Raw genomic sequence first — 19010 nt, 5'->3', positions numbered from 1 at the left:
GTGGCTGGGTAGAAGCGCACTTTCAGTCGACCGGGCGCCGCACGCGCCGGGTCTCGACGGCGACCGCCGCCAGGCCGAGCAGGCCACCCGTCACCACGACGAGCGGCGTCAACATCCAGACGAGCACGACGCACATCACGAGGGCGGCGAGCAGCAGCGCCGACCCGGTGAGGTCGTCGCGGGAGCGGGCGGCCCCGCGGGACAGCAGCTCCCGAGGACCGGCCGCCGGGGCGGTGGCGCCAGCCCCGCCGTTCGCAGAGGCCGCACCCGCACCGGTCCTGCCCGCGACGTCGTCGTCCGACCACGCCGTCGTCGTCCGCACGAGCACCACCGCGGCGCACGCCGCGGCCGCCCACGTGACCCACCGGACGGCCGAGGAGCCGGGCAGCGCGCCCGACGCCGTCAGCCCGGAGTTGACGACCACCACGACCGCCACCCCCAGGAGCAGCACGCCGAGCAGCCAGAGGCCGCGCACGGCCGCGACCCAGTCCCGCCAGAACGAGCGGACCGAGGTGTCGTACCCGCCGAGGTGCCGGCGCAGGTGCGCGGCCCCGGCGGCGAGCGCCGCCGGGGCGGTCACGACGGGCAGGCTGCCGGCGAGCACGAGCAGCCCGGTCAGCAGGGTCTCCCCCAGCAGGGGGAACCAGCCCTCCCCGGCCGCACGCCGTCCGCGGCCCGACGGCGCCGTGGTCTCCTCGGTCTGCTCCTGAGCGTCCACGGTGATCAGCCCTTCAGGCCCTGCGTGGCGACGCCGTCGACCAGGTACCGCTGGAAGACCACGAAGAACAGCAGCACGGGCACGAGGGCGAGCACGGCCATGGCCATCTGCGCGCCGTAGTCGGAAACGGACGTCTGGTCCACGTAGAGCCGCAGCGCGATGGGCAGCGGGTACGTGTCGGGTCGCTTGAGGTAGAGCAGCGGCCCGAGGAAGTCGTTCCACGACCAGATGAAGGCGAAGATCGAGCTCGTGATCACCGCAGGTCGCATCAGCGGCAGCAGCACGAGGCGGAAGATGCCCCAGTGCCCGCAGCCGTCGATCCGCGCGGCCTCGTCGAGCTCACGGGGCAGCCCGCGGAGGAACTGCACCATGAGGAAGACGAAGAACGCCTCGGTGGCCAGGAACTTGGGCGCCAGCAGCGGCAGGAACGTGTTCACCAGGCCCATGGAGTTGAACAGGATGTACTGCGGGATGATCACCACGTGGAACGGCAGCAGCATCGTGCCGATCATCACCGCGAAGTACACGCCCCGGCCGGGGAAGTTGATCCGCGCGAACGCGTAGGCCGAGACGGTGGCCGACAGCACGATGCCCACCACCGAGCCGACCGCGAGGATCAGCGAGTTGAGCACGAACGTCCAGAACGAGACGCCGCCGATGCCGGCGAACGCGGACGCGTAGTTGTCCAGCGTCCAGGTCTCGGGCCACAGGTTCACGTTGCCGACGATGTCGCCGCTCGGCTTGAACGAGCTCATCACCATCCACACGCCGGGGTACAGGATCACCACGGCGACGGCGATAACGAGCACGTGGAAGACGACGGACCTGGTGAGCCGGCGCCGGGCCGCCTGGGAGGCAGGCGCCGGGTCGTGGTCACGCTCGCGGAGCAGGGTCGCACCGGCTTCCAGGCCGGTGTGGTTCGGGTAGCTGGTCTCGCTCATCGCACGTCTCCCGTGTAGTGGACCCAGGCACGCGAGGTGCGGAACAGGACGGCCGTGATGATGCCGACCACGAGCACGAGCACCCACGCCATGGCCGAGGCGTACCCCATGCGGAACTCCGTGAAGCCCTTGAGGTAGAGGTAGAACGTGTAGAACAGCGTCGAGTCGGCAGGGCCGCCCGTACCGCCCGAGATGATGAACGCGGAGCTGAACACCTGGAACGCGCCGATCGTCTCGAGCAGCAGGTTGAAGAACAGCACGGGCGACAGCATCGGCAGCGTCACGGAGACGAACCGGCGGATCGGCCCGGCGCCGTCGACCGCGGCCGCCTCGTGCAGCTCGGCCGGGATCTGCTTGAGGCCGGCCAGGAAGATCACCATGGGGGCGCCGAACTGCCAGACGGCCAGCAGGATCATCATCGGCATGGTCATGCTCGGGTCGCCCACCCAGCCGCCGGCCGGGAGGCCGAAGAACTGCTGGACCTGGTCGGCGATGCCGTCGTCGATGAACATGGCGCGCCACACGATCGCGACGGAGACGCTGGCCCCGATGAGCGACGGCGCGTAGAACATCGAGCGGTAGGCGCCCTGGCCCCGGTGCTTGGCGTTCAGGAGCAGCGCCACCGCGAGGGCGGCGGCGAGCTTGACCGGCACGCCGACCAGCACGTAGACCGCCGTCACCTGGGCGGACTTGAGGAACCGCGGGTCGGCGAAGAGGGCCGTGAAGTTGTCGATGCCGACGAACTCCGGGGCCCGGAACAGGTTGTAGTCGGTGAACGCGAGGTACAGCGACATCAGCATGGGGCCGGCTGTCAGCAGCACGAACCCCAGGAGCCACGGCGAGAGGAACGCGTACCCGGCCTTGACGTCGGCGCGGTTGCGCTGCGGCTTGCCGCCGCCCCGTGCGGGGGACGACGTCGTCGCCGTCCCCCGCACGCCGCCGTGCCCGGCCGCCCGGCCGCGCTCGGTAGTGGTCGCGGACATGGTCACGCCCCGCCGAGGTTCGATTCGGCGCTCTGGAACCACTGGTCGGCGAACTCCTCCGGCGTGATGTTGCCGTAGGACAGCTCCTCGCCCAGACGCTTGAACTCGGCCTCGACGACGCCGTAGCCCTCGACGGGCAGCGGGGTGTCCTCGGTGACGAGCTCGGCGACGTGCTCCTCGTAGCCGACGATCTTGTCGTCGATCGAGCCCTCGTCGACGTCCATCGCGTCGCGCTGGGCGGCGACCGCCGGGACACCCTTCGAGGTGCCGAAGATCTTGCCGACCTCGGGGTCGTTCACGAGGAAGTCGATGAGCGCCGCGGCGGCGTCCGGCTCCTTCGTCGTGGCGGACGACGAGAGCAGCATCGACGGCTTCCAGAACTGCGCGGAGCCGTCGGGGCCCGTGGGCACCGGCAGCAGGTCGAGGTTCTCGGAGCCCGCGCCGGCCGAGTAGCCGGCCATCATGTTGTCCCAGGTCATCTCGGTCGCGGCCTGGCCCACCTGCATGCCGGTGAGCGGCTCGACCTGCTTGGCCCGCTCAACGGGGAAGAAGACGCCGTCGTCGCGCAAGGGCTGGGTGCGCTCGGCCCACGCGACCAGGTCGGCCTTCTCGAAGGCCGGCGAGCCGTCGTCCGCGAACGCCGTCTTGCCCTGCTGCACCAGCCACTGGATGAACAGCCACAGCGTGCCGGTGTAGTCGGTGCCGCCGTAGATCTGAGGGTCGTGGTCGGCGCCCGCGGCGCTGACCTCGCGCAGCCAGGCGTCGTACTCGTCCCAGGTCAGGCCCTCCTGCGGCGGCTCGATGCCGAGCTCGTCGAGCAGGTCGTCGTGGTGCATCATGCCGAGGGTGTTCGTGCTGGTCGGGATGCCGTACTGGCCGTCGTTGACCGAGCCGGAGGCGAGCACCGTCTGGTCGAAGTCGTCGGTGTTCAGGTTCACGCCCAGCTGGTTCGACAGGTCGAAGAGCTGGTTGTTCGACGCGTACTGATGGATGTAGGCGAGGTCCATCTGGAACACGTCCGGCAGGGTCTGGCCCGCGGCCTCGGTGCTGCGCGCCGTCCAGTAGTCGTCCCACGCCTGGAACTGCGTCTGGACGTCGATGTTCGGGTGCTGCTCCTCGAAGAGCGCCACGGCCTGCTCGTACCTGGCCGCGCGGTCGTCGTCCCCCCACCAGACCAGGGACAGCTCGATGTCCCGGTCGGTGGCGACGGGCGCGGCGTCGGCCGAGGCGACCTGGCCGCCCCCGCACGCCGAGAGGGCGAGGGCCGAAGCCGCCGCGAGTGCCGTGACCTGGACGACGGCCGTCCGTGTGGTGGTGCTTCTGCGGACCACGTGAGCCTCCTTGCTCATTCTGCTTCTGGTGGCCGGCTGCATCCTCGACGGCCGACTGAATCGATACAATACCGCTACGGGAAGCGTTGTCCAGAGCCTCAGGTCAGGAATTCGTAACGAACCGCACCGTTGGAGGCCGGGCCACCGCGGGGCCGTGGACGACGGCGAGCGTGGGGCCAGTGGCGCCATCGGCGCTGATGACGCCGCTTCCACGGCTGCTGCCACGCCGCTGCCGGCGCAGCCGGGCAGCCGGGCAGCCGGGCAGCCGGGCAGCCGGGCCAGCCGGGCCAGCCGGGCCAGCCGGAGCAGCCGGAGCAGCCGGACGTAGGGGTCGTCGGCGCATGAGGGCTCTTCAACCGAGCATGCCTACGTTCGACACCGGGGCACCCAGGCGGCGGGACGGTGTCGGCCAGCAGAACACGCTCACGGCTCACCGGCAGCCGCGGCCGCAGCCCGCTCGACCCGGGCCGCCGAACGTAGGAGCCGTCGGCGCATGAGGACTCATTAGCCGAGCATGCCTACGTTCGACGGCGGCCAGCCGGGCGACGGCGGCCAGCCGGGCGACCGCGGCCAGCCGGGCGACCGCGGCCAGCCAGGCGGCGGCGTCAGCTCGCAGTGGGGGTCGGCGTGGCCTTGAGCGGGGGCCAGGCCGGGCCCGTGCCGCGCATGGAGTCGTGGAACGGGTCGCCCGGGCCGATCTCGCCGGCGCGGACCACGGCGCCCGTGAACGACGAGCGGTAGATCGCCGCGACCAGCTCCAGCGTGCCGCGCGTGTCGGCCACCGTGACCGGCGGCGCCTCGCCCGCGGCGAACGCCCGGTACGTCGGCACGAACTGCGCCAGGTGCCCCGACGGCAGCGCCTCGGGGTCCGGCTGCCAGAGCTGCCCGACGTCGTCCCGCCCCGCCGCGGGCGTGAACGTCCAGTCGGCGTCGGTGTAGCCGTAGAGGTGCGACAGCTCGATCGTCGCGGCCTCGGTGTCGAACCGCAGGTCAGAGGTCTCCCGCGGGGACAGCAGCGAGTTGGCGATCGTCGCCATGGCGCCGTTGGCGAACCGGACGATCGCCATCGAGACGTCCTCCGTGTCCACGTGCCGCGCCAGGCGGCCGGCCATCGCCGTCACCTCGGACCACGGCCCGAGCGTCGCCAGCAGCAGGTCGAACTGGTGGATGCCGTGGCCCATCGTCGGCCCGCCGCCCTCGGTGTCCCAGCGGCCGCGCCACGGCACCTCGAAGTACGCCGGCCCGCGGAACCACATCGTGTCGCACGTCGCGACGAGGGGGCGGCCGAGCGCACCGTCGTCGAGCAGGCGGCGCAGCTGCCGCGCGCCGTGCCCGAACCGGTGCTGCACCACCTGCGTGAACGACGCCGTGGAGGCGGCCTCGGCCGCCGCGATCCGGTCGAGCTCCGCCAGCGACAGCGTGGCGGGCTTCTCGACCACCACGTGCACGCCCGCGTTCAGCGCGGCGACGGCGACGTCCGCGTGCACACCCGGCGGCGTGCACACGTGCAGCACGTCGGTCTCGCCGAGCACGTCCTCCAGGGAGGTGCCGTGCCCGGGCACGCCGTGCTCGGTCGCGAAGGCCTCGGCGCGCGCCGCGTCGATGTCGACGGCGTGCACCAGGGTCGCGTCCACACCGTGCGCCGGCAGGTCCGCGATCGCTCGTGCGTGGGCTCCGGCGATGGCACCTGTGCCCAGGATCGTGACTCTCATCTTGCTCCGTCCTCGTCGACGCGTGTGATCGATCACCCGACCGTACAGGCACGACCTCGTCGCACCCGTCGGCAGGCACCCTACCCGCGACCCCCATCGTTGGAAAGGGCTTTCCAGCACTCGCCGGCCCGCGCGCCAAGTGCCGGGGCGGCGTCGACGGGTCTGTGCCGATCCCTTTTGAGGCCTAAGTTTCTCCGCTCTGGCCAGCGCCAAAGCGGAGAAACTTAGGCCTCAAAGGGGATGGGGCCCAGCCGATCGACCAGCCGGATCAACCGGCCAGGCCGATCGACCAGCCGGACCAGCCGACCAGCCGGACCAGTTCGACCAGCCCAGCCGACCGGTCAGCCCGACCAACCGGCCCGACCGACCAACCAGCCCGACCGACCCACCACCAAGGTCAGCGCTCTACCGCGCCGATCTCTGCCGCCACCGCGTCGACGAAGCTGTCCGGCGTGTTCTCGGGCAGCAGTCCCGGGAGCGCGAGCAGGGCCCGGACGTCCTCCTCGGTCCCGGCCAGCCCGGCGACGTCGCCCAGCCCGTCCATACCGCCGGGCATCTCGGCGGCCTCGACCAGGGCCTCGAGCTCCGCCGCGCGCGGGTCGTCGACGCCCTCGCCGGAGTGCGTCCGGCGTCGGACGAACTCGGCCCACGCGGCCAGGCCGAACGCCACCCCGTGCGGCTCCCGGCCAGCGGCGAGCGAGTCCGCGAGCACGCCGCCCCAGCGGAACGGGATCTTCTGGGTGCCGTCCATCGCCACCTGCGCCGTGGTGTGCCCCGTGTGCGGGTTGGCGAACCGCGCCAGGATCTGCTCGCCGTACTGCTGCAGGTCCAGGCCGTCGGGCGGGGTGAGCGTCGGCAGCGCGTCCTCGAAGAGGTACTGCCGCGCGCGCTGCGCGATCACCGGGTCGGTCACGCCGCCCGCGATCGTCGAGTGCCCGGCGAGCCAGCCCGAGTACGCGACCAGCGAGTGCGTGCCGTTGAGCAGCCGCAGCTTGGCCTGCTCGAACGGCGCGACGTCCTTGGTGAGCGTCGCGCCGGCGGCCTCCCACGCGGGGCGCGGCCCGGCGAACCGGTCCTCGATCACCCACTGCGCGAACGGCTCGCCCACCACGAGGCCCTCGTCCCGCACGCCGAGCGCCTGCTCCACCTGGTCACGCTGCTCCGGCGTGGTGGCCGGCACGATCCGGTCGACCATGGAGCACGGGAACGTGACGTTCGCGTCGAGGAACGCGCGCAGCGCGTCGCCCTCGATCCCGGGCAGGGCCGCGTCCACGGCCTCCCGCACGAGGCGTTCGAGCACCCGTCCGTTGTCGACCATGTTGTCGCAGGTCAGCACGGTGATGGGCGCCCCGGATACGGCGCGCTGGGCCAGCCCGCGCACCAGCAGCCCGATGGCGGACGCCGCCGGACGGACGGCGACCTCGCCGGCCTCCGTCACCGCGGCGAGCGCCGCGAGGTCGGCGGCCACCGCCTCGGTGTCGAGCGAGCCGTCGGGCCGCCGGGCGTAGCCCTTCTCGGTGATCGTCAGCGTGACCACGTGGGTCGACGGCGCCGCGATCGTGGTGAGCACGCGCTCGGTCTCCTCGGCGGGGTACGCGACGTCGACGACGGAGCCGATCAGCTCGACCGACGACTCCTGCTCCCCCGCGGTGAGCACGGCGTACACCCCGCCCTGCGGCCGGAGCTGGTCGCGCACGGTCGCGGAGCGCTGGGTGACGCCGAGGATGCCCCAGCTGCTGTCGCCCGTCGCGATCGCGGCGCGCTCCGTGTACACGGCCTGGTGCGCCCGGTGGAACGCCCCGATGCCGAGGTGGACTATCCCCACCGCCGTCGGCATCACGGGTGCGTCGATGCCCACCGGGATACGGTCCCGGTGCAGGCGGTCCTCAGTCATCACGTGTCTCCTTAACCTGTGCCACGAGCTGCGTCGGGTTCACGAACCGCAGCGCCACCACGAGCATGGCGAGCATCGTCGCGGTGTAGATCACCGACATGGCCGAGATGAGCTGCCTCGCCTCGCCACCGCCGGCGGCCGTCATGCCACGGTAGATGGCTACGACGAGTGTGTCCGAACCTGGGCCCGAGACGAGGAACGTCAGCTCGAAGAGCCCGACGGTCCGCACGAGCACCAGGATGGCCGCCGCGAGGATACCCGGCACCAGCAGCGGGGCCAGGATCCGGGTGAACACCTGCCAGGTGCGGGCCCCGCACATCCGGGCGGCCGACTCGATGGCGGGATTGATCTGTTCGATGAAGGGCGTCATCGTCAGGATCACGAACGGGACGGACGGCACGAGGTTGACCAGCACGACGGCGGTCAGCGTGCGGCCGAGCCCGAACGAGTACATGACGGTGGCGAGCGGGATGCCGTAGGTGATGGGCGGCATGAGCACCGGCAGCAGGAACAGCAGCATGGCGGCGCGCTTGCCCGGGAAGTCCCGGCGGGCCAGCGCGTACGCGGCGGGTACGCCCACCAGCACCGAGATCACCACGACGAGCACGGCGACACCGACGGTGACGCCGACCACCTCGCCCAGGTCGAACCGGTCCCAGGCCTCGACGTAGCGCTCGGTGGTCAGCCCGTCGGGGAGCCAGGTGTCGAACCACTGCCGGCCGAACGAGTCGACCACGACGGCGACGAGGATCCCGAGCAGGAGCACCCCGAACGCGGTCATGCCCGCCCACACGAACCAGGTGGACGGGCGCGCGGCGAGCGGCCGTTCCAGCGTTGACGTGGCCATCAGCCCTTCCCTCCCGTGGTGCCGCGGTACAGCAGCGAGCGCAGGCCCAGCACGGCGACGACGACGACCAGCTCCACGGCGCCCATCATCAGCGCGATGGTGGACGCCATGGCGTAGTCGTTCTGCTCGCCGAACGCCCGGAACGCCATGAGCGACATGACCCGGGTCTCGCCCATGGCGTCACCGACCAGCCGCGCCGACGGGAACACCGAGAACGCGAGCACGAACGTCAGGATGAACGTCGTGGCCAGCCCCGGCGCCAGCAGCGGCAGGACGATGCGCCGGAACCGCTGCCACCAGCCCGCGCCCAGGGTCTTGGCGGCCTGCTCCAGCGACGGGTCGATGCCCGACAGGTAGGACGAGATGAGCAGGAACGCGAACGGGAAGCCGGTGATGACCAGCGAGAGCATGACGCCCAGGTAGTTGTTCACCAGCTTGAGCGGCTCGTCGATCAGGCCGAACTCGAGCAGCGCCCGGTTGATCCAGCCCTGCCGCCCCGCGAAGATCAGCAGCCCCTGGGCGGTGAGCACGGTGCCCAGGGTGATCGGCAGCACGAGCAGCGACGTCAGCAGCCGCTTGCCGCGGAACCGGTGCCGCAGCACCATCGCCACCGGCACCGACGCCAGCACGTTGAACAGGGCGGCCGGCAGCGCGAGGCGCATCGTGAGCCACACGGAGTCGAACACGAACGGGTCCCGGAAGAACGCGACGTAGTTCGCGAGCGCGCCGCCGCCCCACTGCTCCTGCATCGCCACGGTGGGCTGGATCGTGAGCCCGATCCCGTACGAGAACGGGTACACGAACAGGGCCACGGCGACCACGAGCCCGGGCACGAGCAGCAGCAGCGTCGGGTCGATGCCCCGCTCGGCCAGGCGGTGCCGCAGGCTCGCGGTGGCCCGCGAGGAGGTGGTCACGCCGCCACCGCCTGCGGCACGACGGCGGCGTCCAGCGCCTCCGGGAACACGAGCACCCGCTCGACGGGCGCGGTCAGGGTGACCGCGCCGCCGACGTCGGGCGCCGTCGTCGAACGGGCGTGGAGCATGGTGTCTCCGGCCTGGACGCCGACGGCGAACTCGCGCCCGTGGTACTCGACCACGGAGACGGACCCGGGAATCACGCCGCCGCTGGTCGAGCCAGGCTCGACCGACGGGCCCACGTGCAGGTCCTCCGGCCGCACCGCGACCCGCACCCGGTCCCCCGCGCCCAGGGCGCCGACGGCGCGCCCGGTGAGCCGGACGCCGGCGCCCGCCGCACCCGGGAGGTCGACGACCGCCTCGCCCCCGGACACCGAGGCGACGGTCGCGGGCAGGATGTTGCGGTACCCCATGAAGTCGGCGACGTACCAGCTCGCCGGGCTCTCGTAGAGCTCGTCGGGCGTGCCGACCTGCTGCACGCGGCCCTCGCGCATGACCACCAGGCGGTCGGCCAGGGACAGCGCCTCCTCCTGGTCGTGCGTCACGTAGATCGTGGTGAGCCCCAGGGACTGGTGCAGGCGCCGGATCTCGGTGCGCATGTCGAGCCGCAGCTTGGCGTCGAGGTTCGACAGCGGCTCGTCCATGAGCACCAGCGACGGTTCCAGCACCACGGCACGCGCGATGGCGACGCGCTGCTGCTGCCCGCCCGAAAGCTGGCCCGGCAGCTTCTTCGCGTGCTCCCCGAGCTTGACCAGGTCGATCGCCGCGCGCACCCGCGCGTCGACCTCGGCCCGCGGCACGCCCCGCATCTGCAGCCCGAACGCGACGTTCTTGGCCACGCTGAGGTGCGGGAACAGCGCGTACGACTGGAAGACCATGCCGAACCCGCGCCGTTCCGGCGGCAGCGTGTCGATCCGCCGCCCGTCGAGCCGGATCTCGCCGTGCGTCAGCGGCAGCAGGCCAGCCAGGCAGTTGAGCGCCGTCGACTTGCCGCAGCCGGACGGCCCCAGCAGGGCGACAAACTCGCCGGCCTTGATCGTCAGGTCCAGACCGGCGAGGGCGTCCACCCCGCCGAAGCGGCGGCCGACGCCCCGCAGCTCCAGGGACTCGAAGTCGCTCATTCGGCCTCTTCCTCCACCTTGCCGCCGCCGACCTCGCGGTCCCAGATGTCGAACGCCGTCACCATGGAGTCGGCGTCGAGCGGCGTCACGGCGTCCTGCGACTCGATGAGCTCGTCGAACAGTGGGCGGCCGAACTCCTCGATCACGTCCTGCGACTCCTGCGGCGCGAGGTCGAGCGTCGCGCCCTCGACGGCCGGGCCGGGGTAGAAGTAGCCGGCGTCGTACGCCTTGGCGTTCTGCTCGGGGGTGAGCATGTCCTGCAGCAGGAGCAGGATCGCGCTGATCTTGTCGGCGCTCTGCCCCTTCGGGATCGCGGCGTAGTGCGCGTCGGTGACCCACGTGAAGTCGTCGAACGCGGCAGCCTCCAGCGTGTCCGGGAGCTGGCCCTCGGCGCGCGGGGCGATGTCCCAGCCGGTGGTGGTCGGGATCATCGACCAGGTGCCGTCGGCCATGTTGGTCACGACCTGGCCGGTGCCCGTCGGGTAGGTGTCGACGTACTGGCCGAGGTCCTTGAGGTAGGCCCAGGTCTTGTCCCAGCCGTTCTCGGGGTCGGTCGGGTCCTCGTCGCCCAGGATGTAGGGCAGGCCCATCAGGAACGTGCGGCCGGGGCCCGAGTTCGCGGGGCGCGCGTACCCGAACTTGCCGGGGTTGGCCTTCGCCCACTCCAGCAGCTCCTCGGGCGTGGCCGGCGCCGTGCCGACCACCTCGGGGTCGTACTGGAGCAGCGGACCGGACGGGTAGTACGTGGTCACCACGCCGTAGCCCTCGGCGAGCTCCTGCATGTTCGCGGCCGGCTCCAGGTAGTTCTCCTGGTTCGTCAGCCGGTCGCCGTAGTCGTCCACGACCGGGATCCACAGGTCCTGGCCGATGCCGGCCGCGAGCCCGTCGTTGCCGGTGAACACGACGTCGATGGACAGGTTGCCGCTGTCCACCTGCGGCTTGACGATGCCCGTGACGTCGGGCGCGCCGCCCGTCTCCCACGTCACCGACTCGATGACGTCCGGGTTGTTCTCGACGAACTCGTCGACCATGCCCTCGGTGAGCCGCTGGTTGCCCGCGACGTCGAGGATGTTCAGGGTGACCGGCTCCGACGGCGTGTCGGGGACCTCCGACGCGTCGGTCACGGCGCCGCCGCTCTCCCCGCCGGGAGGCGCGGGCGGGGCACACGCGGTGAGCAGGGCCAGCGCGGCGACGCCTGCGAGCGCCACCGCCTTCTTCGAGGTACGCATGGTGTCTTCCTCTCTCCCGGGCTCCGTCGCCCGGGCGTCTGTGGTCGGGTCGGGCGTCAGTCGGCCGTCCCGGCCGGTGCGGGTCCTGAGGACCCGCGGATCGTGAGCTCCACGGGGAGCTGGACGCTCGCCGGCGTGCCGCCGCGCAGGCGCGCGAGCAGCAGGTCGACGGCGCGCCGGCCCAGGCGGGCCAGCGGGGCGTGCACGGTGGTCAGCGCGGGCGAGACCAGGGTGGCGAGCTGCACGTCGTCGAAGCCCACCACCGACATCCGGCCCGGCACGTCGATCCCGCGCTGGCGCAGGCGGTCCAGGATGCCGAGGGCCATGAGGTCGTTGAACGCGACGACGGCGGTGACGCCGCTAGCCACGGCGTGGTCGGCGGCCTGGGTGCCGCCCGCGAAGTACGGCTGGAAGGTGCCGAGCCGCACGAGCTCGAGGTCCCAGCGCGCGGCGGCGTCGACCAGCCCGGCGACGCGGCGGCGCCCGGACCAGGACGACGGCGGGCCGGCCGCGACGCCGACCCTGCGGTGGCCCAGGGCGTGCAGGTGCCCGAGGATCTGCGCGACGCCGTCGGCGTCGTCCACGGCGACGAACGGGACGGTGTCGGGGGCGGGTGCGTCGCCGTCGGGCCCGGAGTCGGTCCCGGGACCGGACGCGGCCGCCGGCAGCTCGCGGCTGGCGAGCACCGCCGTCAGCCCGTCGAGGGCCGCCCGCAGCTCGGCCTCGCCCGAGCGGGGCGAGGCCAGCAGCAGGCCGTCGGTCCGGGCGGCGAGCGCGCCGATCAGCTCGGGCTCGACGTCGGCGTCCTCGTCGGTGTCGGCGACGAAGACCTCGTAGCCCTCGGCGCGGGCCCGCGCCTGGACGCTCTTGGTCACGGACGCGAAGTACGGGTTCTCCAGGTCGGGGACCAGCAGCCCGACGGCGTGCGTGCGGCCCATCCGCAGGCCGCTGGCCGCGAGGTTGGGGCGGTAGCCGAGCTCGGCGGCGACCCGGGTGACCCGGTCGCGGGTCGTGGCCGCCACCCGTTCGGGGGCGGTCAGCGCGCGCGAGACGGTGGAGATCGAGACCCCGGCGGCGCGCGCGACGTCGTGCACCGTGACCATGCCACCTCCTGGCGATTCGCGACACTGCGAACGTTTGCACACTATCGTAGGGTTTGGCTGCAAACGTTCGCAATGCTCTGCTTCTCACGTTCGTATCGAGGCTTGGCAATGCCTACGATGTGGAAGCGCTTACCCGAACCGGCAACGATGCCCGCAGGAGGACTCTGTGACCGACACCTGGACGCTGCACCCCGACCGCGCCCTGCCCGCCGACCCCGTGACCCGGCCGATCGCGCGCGAGATCTACGCGGCGGTCCAGGACCTCCCGATCGTCTCGATGCACGGCCACGTGGACGTCACCGCCTTCGCGGACGACGAGCCCTTCCCCGACCCCGCCCAGCTCCTCGTGGTCCCCGACCACTACCTGACGCGGATGCTCGTGTCGCAGGGCGCCAAGCTCCCCGAGCTGGGCGTCGGCCCCGCGGTCGCGCCCGGGTTCGAGTCGGACCCGCGCGAGATCTTCCGCCGGTTCTGCGCGGGCTGGAAGCACTTCCGCGGCACGCCCACGCGGTACTGGATGGAGCACGAGCTGGTCGAGATCTTCGGCGTGACGGTGCGGCCGTCCGCGGAGACGGCCGACCAGGTCTACGACCAGATCGCCGAGCGGCTCGCCGACCCGGGCTTCCGGCCGCGCGCGCTCCTGGACCGGTTCGGCATCGAGGCCATCGCCACGACCGACCCGGCCTGGAGCACGCTCGACGAGCACGCCCGGCTCGCCGCCGAGCTGCCCGGCCGGGTGCTGCCGACCTTCCGGCCCGACCCGCTGCTGCACCCCGCCCGCGCCACCTGGCGGGACGACCTGGAGAAGCTGGCCAAGGCGTCGGGCATCGCCACCGACTCGTACGCCGGGTACCTGGCCGCGCTCCGCGAGCGCCGCGCCGCGTTCGTCGCCGCGGGCGGGCTGGCCACCGACCACGGGCACTTCAGCGCCGACACCACCCCGCTGCCCGACGAGGTGGCGCGCGCCCTGTTCGACAAGGCCCTCGCGGCAGGTCCGGCCGGGGACGGCGCGACGCTCTCCGCGGCCGAGGAGGCGGCGTTCTCCGCCCACATGCTGTTCCAGATGGCGGGGATGGCCACCGAGGACGGCCTGGTCATGCAGTTCCACCCGGGCGTGCTGCGTGACCACGACCCCGCCGTCGCGGCGGCGTTCGGCCCCGACAAGGGGTACGACATCCCCGTGACCGCCGAGTTCACGCAGGGTCTGCGGCCGGTGCTGGAGGCGTTCGGCAACTCGGAGACCTTCCGGATGATCGCGTTCACCATCGACGAGGACGTGTACTCGCGCGAGCTCGCCCCGCTGGCCGGCGTCTACCCGGCCCTGCGCCTGGGCGCGCCCTGGTGGTTCCTGGACGCGCCCGACGCGATGCGCCGGTTCCGCGAGGCCGCCACGGAGACCGCCGGGTTCTCGAACATGTCGGGCTTCGTGGACGACACCCGCGCGTTCTGCTCGATCCCCGCGCGGCACGACCTGGCGCGCCGCGTCGACGCCGGCTACCTGGCCCGGCTGGTGGCTGAGCACCGGCTCGACCTGGACGAGGCCGTCGAGACGGCGGCCGACCTGGCCTATCACCTGCCCAAGGCGGCGTACGCGGCGCGCTGACCCGGGCGCACCACAGGACTCTCCTTCGAAGCCTAGGTTTCTCCGTTTTGAGGCGGCTCAAAGCGGAGAAACCTAGGCTTCGAAGGAGAGGGCCGGCCGCGACTTTTTCGCGGGCCGGACAGACCGGGCCCCCTGGGTGGACCCGGGAGCCGCCGCTGAGGCACAGTGCCTACACCCCTATATCCGCATATCAACCGCAAGACGGATGGGACGTTCCATGACTGGCGATTCTTCGCGCCCCTCCACCGCCCACGCCCCCCATCCGGCCTGGCTGCCCGACGACGCGTTCGCCGCGATCGGCAGCCGCCGCGTGGTGGTGGCGGGCGACGGCGCCCTGGCCGGCACCGTGGCCGAGGAGGTCGCCGCGGCGACCGCCCGGTTCGGCGGTTCCTTCTCCCGCCTCGAGGTGGGCGACGGCGTCTCGGACGCCGACCTGGTGCTGACCCTGTCGTCCCCGGGCCCGGAGGACGGGACGACGACGGGGGCCACCGGCGACGAGAGCTTCCGGCTCACGCGCGAGGCGGGCGCCGTCGTGGTCCAGGCCGCGCGCGACGCCGGGCTGCTGCACGGCTTCTTCCACGTGGTGCGTCTGGGCGAGGCCGCGTTCGACGGGCCGGACGCCGACGAGACCCACGCCCCCGCGACCGACCTGCGGATGCTCGACCACTGGGACAACGTGGACGTGCACCCCACGATGGGCCAGGTCGAGCGGGGCTACTCCGGCGGCTCGATCTTCTACGACGACGGCGTCGTGCACGCCGACCTGTCCCGCGTCGAGCGGTACGCGCGCCTGCTGGCCGCCGTCGGGATCAACCGGGTGGCCATCAACAACGTCAACGTGCACGCGCGCGAGGCCCGGCTGCTGACCGACGACCTCGGCGACGTCGTCCGCGTGGCCGCCGTGTTCCGGCGCTGGGGCATCCGCGTGCACCTGTCGGTGTCGTTCGCGTCGCCCATGACGCTGGGCGGCCTGGACACGTCCGACCCGCTCGACCAGGGCGTCGCGCACTGGTGGGTGCGGGCCGCGGCGCGTGTCTGGGACGCGATCCCGGACTTCGGCGGCTTCGTGGTCAAGGCGGACTCCGAGGGCCAGCCCGGGCCGTTCGCCTACGGGCGCACCCACGCCGACGGCGCGAACATGCTGGCCGCGGCCGTCGAGCCGCACGACGGGCTGATCCACTGGCGCGCGTTCGTGTACGACCACAAGCAGGACTGGCGCGACCGGTCCACCGACCGCGCCCGCGCCGCCTACGACCACTTCCGGCCGCTGGACGGGACGTTCTCGGACAACGTGGTGCTGCAGGTCAAGTACGGGCCGATGGACTTCCAGGTGCGCGAGCCGCTCAGCCCGGTGCTGGCCGCGATGCCGCACACGCGCGTGGCCCTGGAGCTGCAGGTGACCCAGGAGTACACCGGCCAGCAGCGGCACGCCGTCTACCTCGGGCCGCAGTGGAGCCAGATCCTCGGCTTCCGCTTCTGGGACTCAGCCGGACGCTCGAACGGCTCGCCCAGCGTGGCCGACCTCGCCACCGGCCGCGGCAAGGCGGTCGAGGACCCGGGCACCGGCGCGTGGCGCAAGCCCGCCGGCGGGTTCGCCGCGGTCTCCAACGTGGGCGACGACGAGTTCTGGACCGGCCACCCGTTCGCCCAGGCCAACCTCTACGCCTACGGGCGGCTGTGCTGGGACCCGACGCTGGACCCGGGCGCCGTGCTCGACGAGTGGGTGGGCCTCACGTTCCCGGGTGCCCCGGACGCCGTCGGGCAGGCCCTGCACGCCGTGCTGGACCGGTCGTGGGAGACGTACGAGCAGTACACCGCGCCGCTCGGCGTGGGCTTCATGGTGCGCCCCGGACACCACTACGGGCCCGACGTCGACGGCTACGAGTACACGCCGTGGGGCACCTACCACTTCGCGGACCGCGACGGCATCGGCGTGGACCGCACGGTCGGCACCGGGACCGGCTACGCGGGCCAGTACCCGGCGCCGTGGTCGGCGACGTACGAGTCGCCGTCGTCGTGCCCCGACGAGCTGCTGCTGTTCTTCCACCACGTGCCGTACACGCACGTGCTGCACAGCGGCAAGACCGTGGTGCAGCACATCTACGACACCCACTTCGACGGCGTGGACCGCGTGGAGCAGATGGCCGGCGCCTGGTCGGAGGTCTCCACGCTCGTGGACCAGCAGGTCGCCGCCCGCGTCGCCGAGCGGCTGGCCGAGCAGCTCCGCAGCGCCACCGAGTGGCGCGACCAGGTCAACACCTACTTCCTGCGGAAGTCCGGGATCGCCGACGAGCGCGGGCGCACGATCTACTGAGGCACGTACGAGGTCTGGCTGTAGGTGCCCTTGCCGAAGGCCAGCACCTTGGCCGGCTGGACCGCGAACACGAGGGCGGTCCCGCCGACGTCGTTGGTGAAGGCGCCGTCACCGACCTCGTACTGCCACTGCCCGGTCCACTTGGCGCGCCACGCCTCGGCGAGCAGCTCCAGGGTCCGCCGGTCGGTGACGCGCCGGGCCGGGCCCTCGACCATGACGTCCAGGCCCTTGTTCCAGGTGCTGTCGCCCGTGGTCAGCACGACGTTCGGGTTGGCCGCGAGGTTGACGGCCTTCTGCTCCTCGGGGCCAGTGGTGAAGTGCAGCGCCCCCTCGTGCCAGACGGCGACGAGCGGCGTGACGTGCGGACGGCCGTCGGCGCGCACCGTCGTCAGCCACGTGAGCTGGGCGTTCTCGAGTACCTCCCGCGTCTCGTCCCACGCGGTCGGCTGCACGTTCGGGTCGCTGAACCGGGCGTCGAGCTCGGTCACTGGGTTGTCCATGAGTCTTCTCCTTCTGACGACGTCGGAAAGTGCTCTGCGACGAGCCGGTCGATCTCGCCGGCGGTGCTCCAGCCCGGGCTGAACCGGTTGCGCATCACGGCGACCGCGACGCTGGTGTCGATGTCGGCCCAGACCCCGGATCCGTTCGCGCCGAACATACCGAAGGCCGACCCGGGCCGGGAAGGCACGGGGCCGGGACGGGACGGGGCGAACCCGAACGCCCACGTCGACGGCACGTCCAGCACGGCGTCGCGGCCTTCGAACACGGGGCGCGCCATGCTCGTCAGCCTGGCCGGCGACACCAGGGCGGCGTCGCCGGGCCCGAGCAGGCCCGCGAAGACCCGGGCGGCGCCACGGGCCGACATGGTGCCCCCGGACGGGATGTCGCTGGTCAGCACGTCACGCCGGTTGGCGAACGCGGCGTCCGGGCGGATCCCCGGTGGGACGGCCCGGTCGGCGGGCGAGCCGGGATCCGGGGCGGACGGCGGCCCGGGATCCGGCTCCTGCCGCGCGACGCGGTCCAGGAGCGCCGGCGGCACGCCGAAGTGCACGTCCTTCTCGACCCCGAGGGGGCCGGTGACGGCCTCGTGGAGCCACCAGGTCAGGGTCTGCCCAGTGGCCCGGCGCACCGTCTCGCCGAGCAGGAAGCCGAAGGTCTGCGCGTGGTACCCGAACCCGTTGCCCGGCGCCCACCAGGGCACCTCGGCCGCGAGCGCCCGGCACATCCGGTCCCAGTCGCACAGGTCCCCGACGGTCGTGTCGTAGGGCGGGGCGGGCACGCCCACCGAGTGCATCAGCACGTGCCGCAGGGTCGCGCCGCCCTTGCCGTGCGCGGCGAACTCCGGCCAGACGTCGGCGATCCGGAGGTCATATTCGAGCTCGCCACGCTCCACCAGCACGTGCGCGACGGCGGACGCCACGCCCTTGGCCGTCGACGCCGCGAAGAACAGGGTGTCCGGGGTGACGGCCGCTCCCCGGCCTGCATCGGCGAGGCCGCCCACGACGTCCACGACGAGGTCGCCCCGGTGGACGACCGCCACCTGGAGGCCGACCTCCCCGGCGTCGGCCACGAGGCGGTCGACCGCCTCCTGGACGCGGCCCTGCAGGTCGCGCGCGGTCTCGTCACCCATGCCAGTTCCGACCGCCCGGCCCAGGAAAAGTCATCGGCACCGGCCACCCGGACGTGCGATGGTCAGGCCGCAGGAACCTCTCACCAGGAAGGCCGCCATGACGAACCCGACGCCCCGCCCCGAGAACCAGCCGACCGAGGACGTCGCCGGCCCGCCGGACCGGCCCACCGAGGAGGACTGGCTGGCGGCGGCCGAGCTAGTCGGTACCCGCGACCGGGAGCTCCTGAAGCGGCTCGGCCAGTGACGCACCTCGTCCCCGCGCACGTCGCCCTGCGGATGTTCGACGTCGCCGAGCGGATCAAGCCGGTCGTCCGCGACCGCGGGCTGCTGGAGTCGGCCCTGAGCCGGGCGAGCATGAGCTCGTACGGCCAGGAGCTCTACCCGGGCATCCACCTCAAGATGGCGGCCACGCTCGACTCGGTGAACCGCAACCACCCGCTCGTCGACGGCAACAAGCGGCTCGCCTGGATCGTCGTCGCGGCGACCTACCGGGTCAACGGCCACCCGGAGCTGGCCGGGACGGTCGACGACCACGAGGCCCTCGTGATGAGGGTTGCCTCCGGCCACCCGGACCTGGACCTGATCGCGGGCGAGCTGGAGTCGATGTTCGGCGGGCCGAGCAGAAGTGGTCGGTAGAAGGTCAGGTGGTCGGCAGCTCGAGCGGCCGACC

At 72.4% G+C, this 19010-nt stretch carries 17 protein-coding genes; 4 read left to right on the top strand and 13 right to left on the bottom strand.

Annotated elements, in window-relative coordinates; translation table 11 throughout:
- Positions 1-22 precede the first annotated feature (22 nt).
- The 11 genes from ACFU5G_RS21345 to ACFU5G_RS21295 form a co-directional block, all read right to left on the bottom strand.
- A complete protein-coding gene (locus ACFU5G_RS21345) occupies positions 23-718 on the bottom strand; it encodes a Poxvirus protein I5 (protein ID WP_377249349.1) in 696 nt (231 codons plus the stop codon).
- 5 nt (positions 719-723) lie between these two features.
- Complete coding sequence (locus tag ACFU5G_RS21340) at positions 724-1659, bottom strand: carbohydrate ABC transporter permease (protein WP_377249347.1); 936 nt, start codon at positions 1657-1659, stop codon at positions 724-726.
- On the bottom strand, positions 1656-2642 hold the full coding sequence (locus ACFU5G_RS21335) for a carbohydrate ABC transporter permease (protein ID WP_377249345.1): 987 nt from the start codon (positions 2640-2642) through the stop codon (positions 1656-1658). Before ACFU5G_RS21335 ends, ACFU5G_RS21340 begins: the two co-directional genes overlap by 4 nt.
- Before the next feature lie 2 nt (positions 2643-2644).
- Positions 2645-3973, bottom strand: a complete 1329-nt coding sequence (locus ACFU5G_RS21330) for an ABC transporter substrate-binding protein (RefSeq protein WP_377249343.1) — start codon at positions 3971-3973, stop codon at positions 2645-2647.
- Positions 3974-4578: 605 nt separating this feature from the next.
- The gene (locus tag ACFU5G_RS21325) at positions 4579-5685 is read right to left on the bottom strand and encodes a Gfo/Idh/MocA family protein (protein WP_377249341.1); all 1107 of its coding nucleotides are present in this window, start codon (positions 5683-5685) and stop codon (positions 4579-4581) included.
- A gap of 397 nt (positions 5686-6082) precedes the next feature.
- A complete protein-coding gene (locus ACFU5G_RS21320) occupies positions 6083-7579 on the bottom strand; it encodes a mannitol dehydrogenase family protein (RefSeq protein ID WP_377249339.1) in 1497 nt (498 codons plus the stop codon).
- Complete coding sequence (locus ACFU5G_RS21315; RefSeq protein WP_377249337.1) at positions 7572-8426, bottom strand: ABC transporter permease; 855 nt, start codon at positions 8424-8426, stop codon at positions 7572-7574. Before ACFU5G_RS21315 ends, ACFU5G_RS21320 begins: the two co-directional genes overlap by 8 nt.
- Positions 8426-9340, bottom strand: coding sequence for an ABC transporter permease (locus tag ACFU5G_RS21310; protein ID WP_377249335.1), 915 nt, complete (start codon positions 9338-9340; stop codon positions 8426-8428). The genes ACFU5G_RS21315 and ACFU5G_RS21310 overlap by 1 nt, the downstream gene beginning before the upstream one ends.
- Positions 9337-10461 (bottom strand): ABC transporter ATP-binding protein, encoded by a 1125-nt coding sequence (locus tag ACFU5G_RS21305; protein ID WP_377249333.1) that lies wholly within the window; start codon positions 10459-10461, stop codon positions 9337-9339. Before ACFU5G_RS21305 ends, ACFU5G_RS21310 begins: the two co-directional genes overlap by 4 nt.
- Positions 10458-11690 carry an extracellular solute-binding protein gene (locus ACFU5G_RS21300; RefSeq protein WP_377249331.1) on the bottom strand — a complete coding sequence of 411 codons (1233 nt, stop codon included), beginning with the start codon at positions 11688-11690 and terminating at the stop codon, positions 10458-10460. Before ACFU5G_RS21300 ends, ACFU5G_RS21305 begins: the two co-directional genes overlap by 4 nt.
- Before the next feature lie 56 nt (positions 11691-11746).
- Entirely contained in the window at positions 11747-12793 is a 1047-nt protein-coding gene (locus ACFU5G_RS21295; protein ID WP_377249329.1) for a LacI family DNA-binding transcriptional regulator, read from the bottom strand.
- A gap of 166 nt (positions 12794-12959) precedes the next feature.
- On the opposite strand from ACFU5G_RS21295, the gene uxaC reads away from it, so the two are divergent.
- Both uxaC and ACFU5G_RS21285 read left to right on the top strand, forming a co-directional pair.
- Positions 12960-14396, top strand: a complete 1437-nt coding sequence (gene uxaC / locus ACFU5G_RS21290) for a glucuronate isomerase (protein WP_377249327.1) — start codon at positions 12960-12962, stop codon at positions 14394-14396.
- 217 nt (positions 14397-14613) lie between these two features.
- Complete coding sequence (locus ACFU5G_RS21285; RefSeq protein ID WP_377249325.1) at positions 14614-16710, top strand: alpha-glucuronidase; 2097 nt, start codon at positions 14614-14616, stop codon at positions 16708-16710.
- On the opposite strand, the gene ACFU5G_RS21280 is transcribed toward ACFU5G_RS21285, so the two are convergent.
- Positions 16704-17210 carry a pyridoxamine 5'-phosphate oxidase family protein gene (locus ACFU5G_RS21280; RefSeq protein WP_377249323.1) on the bottom strand — a complete coding sequence of 169 codons (507 nt, stop codon included), beginning with the start codon at positions 17208-17210 and terminating at the stop codon, positions 16704-16706. The genes ACFU5G_RS21285 and ACFU5G_RS21280 overlap by 7 nt on opposite strands.
- Positions 17195-18340, bottom strand: a complete 1146-nt coding sequence (locus tag ACFU5G_RS21275; RefSeq protein ID WP_377249321.1) for a serine hydrolase domain-containing protein — start codon at positions 18338-18340, stop codon at positions 17195-17197. The genes ACFU5G_RS21280 and ACFU5G_RS21275 overlap by 16 nt, the downstream gene beginning before the upstream one ends.
- 97 nt (positions 18341-18437) lie before the next feature.
- Between ACFU5G_RS21275 and ACFU5G_RS21270 the strand changes: the two genes are divergently transcribed.
- Together ACFU5G_RS21270 and ACFU5G_RS21265 are read left to right on the top strand one after the other, a co-directional pair.
- Positions 18438-18584: a hypothetical protein gene (locus ACFU5G_RS21270; RefSeq protein ID WP_377249319.1), complete on the top strand. Its 147-nt coding sequence runs from the start codon at positions 18438-18440 to the stop codon at positions 18582-18584.
- A complete protein-coding gene (locus ACFU5G_RS21265; RefSeq protein WP_377249317.1) occupies positions 18581-18976 on the top strand; it encodes a type II toxin-antitoxin system death-on-curing family toxin in 396 nt (131 codons plus the stop codon). Before ACFU5G_RS21270 ends, ACFU5G_RS21265 begins: the two co-directional genes overlap by 4 nt.
- The last annotated feature ends 34 nt before the right edge of the window (positions 18977-19010 follow it).

It is taken from the genome of Promicromonospora sp. NPDC057488, from assembly GCF_042802395.1.
Classification (GTDB): domain Bacteria; phylum Actinomycetota; class Actinomycetes; order Actinomycetales; family Cellulomonadaceae; genus Promicromonospora.
The sequence above is the reverse complement of the archived record's forward strand: the minus strand, read 5'-3'. Positions and strand labels throughout refer to the sequence as shown.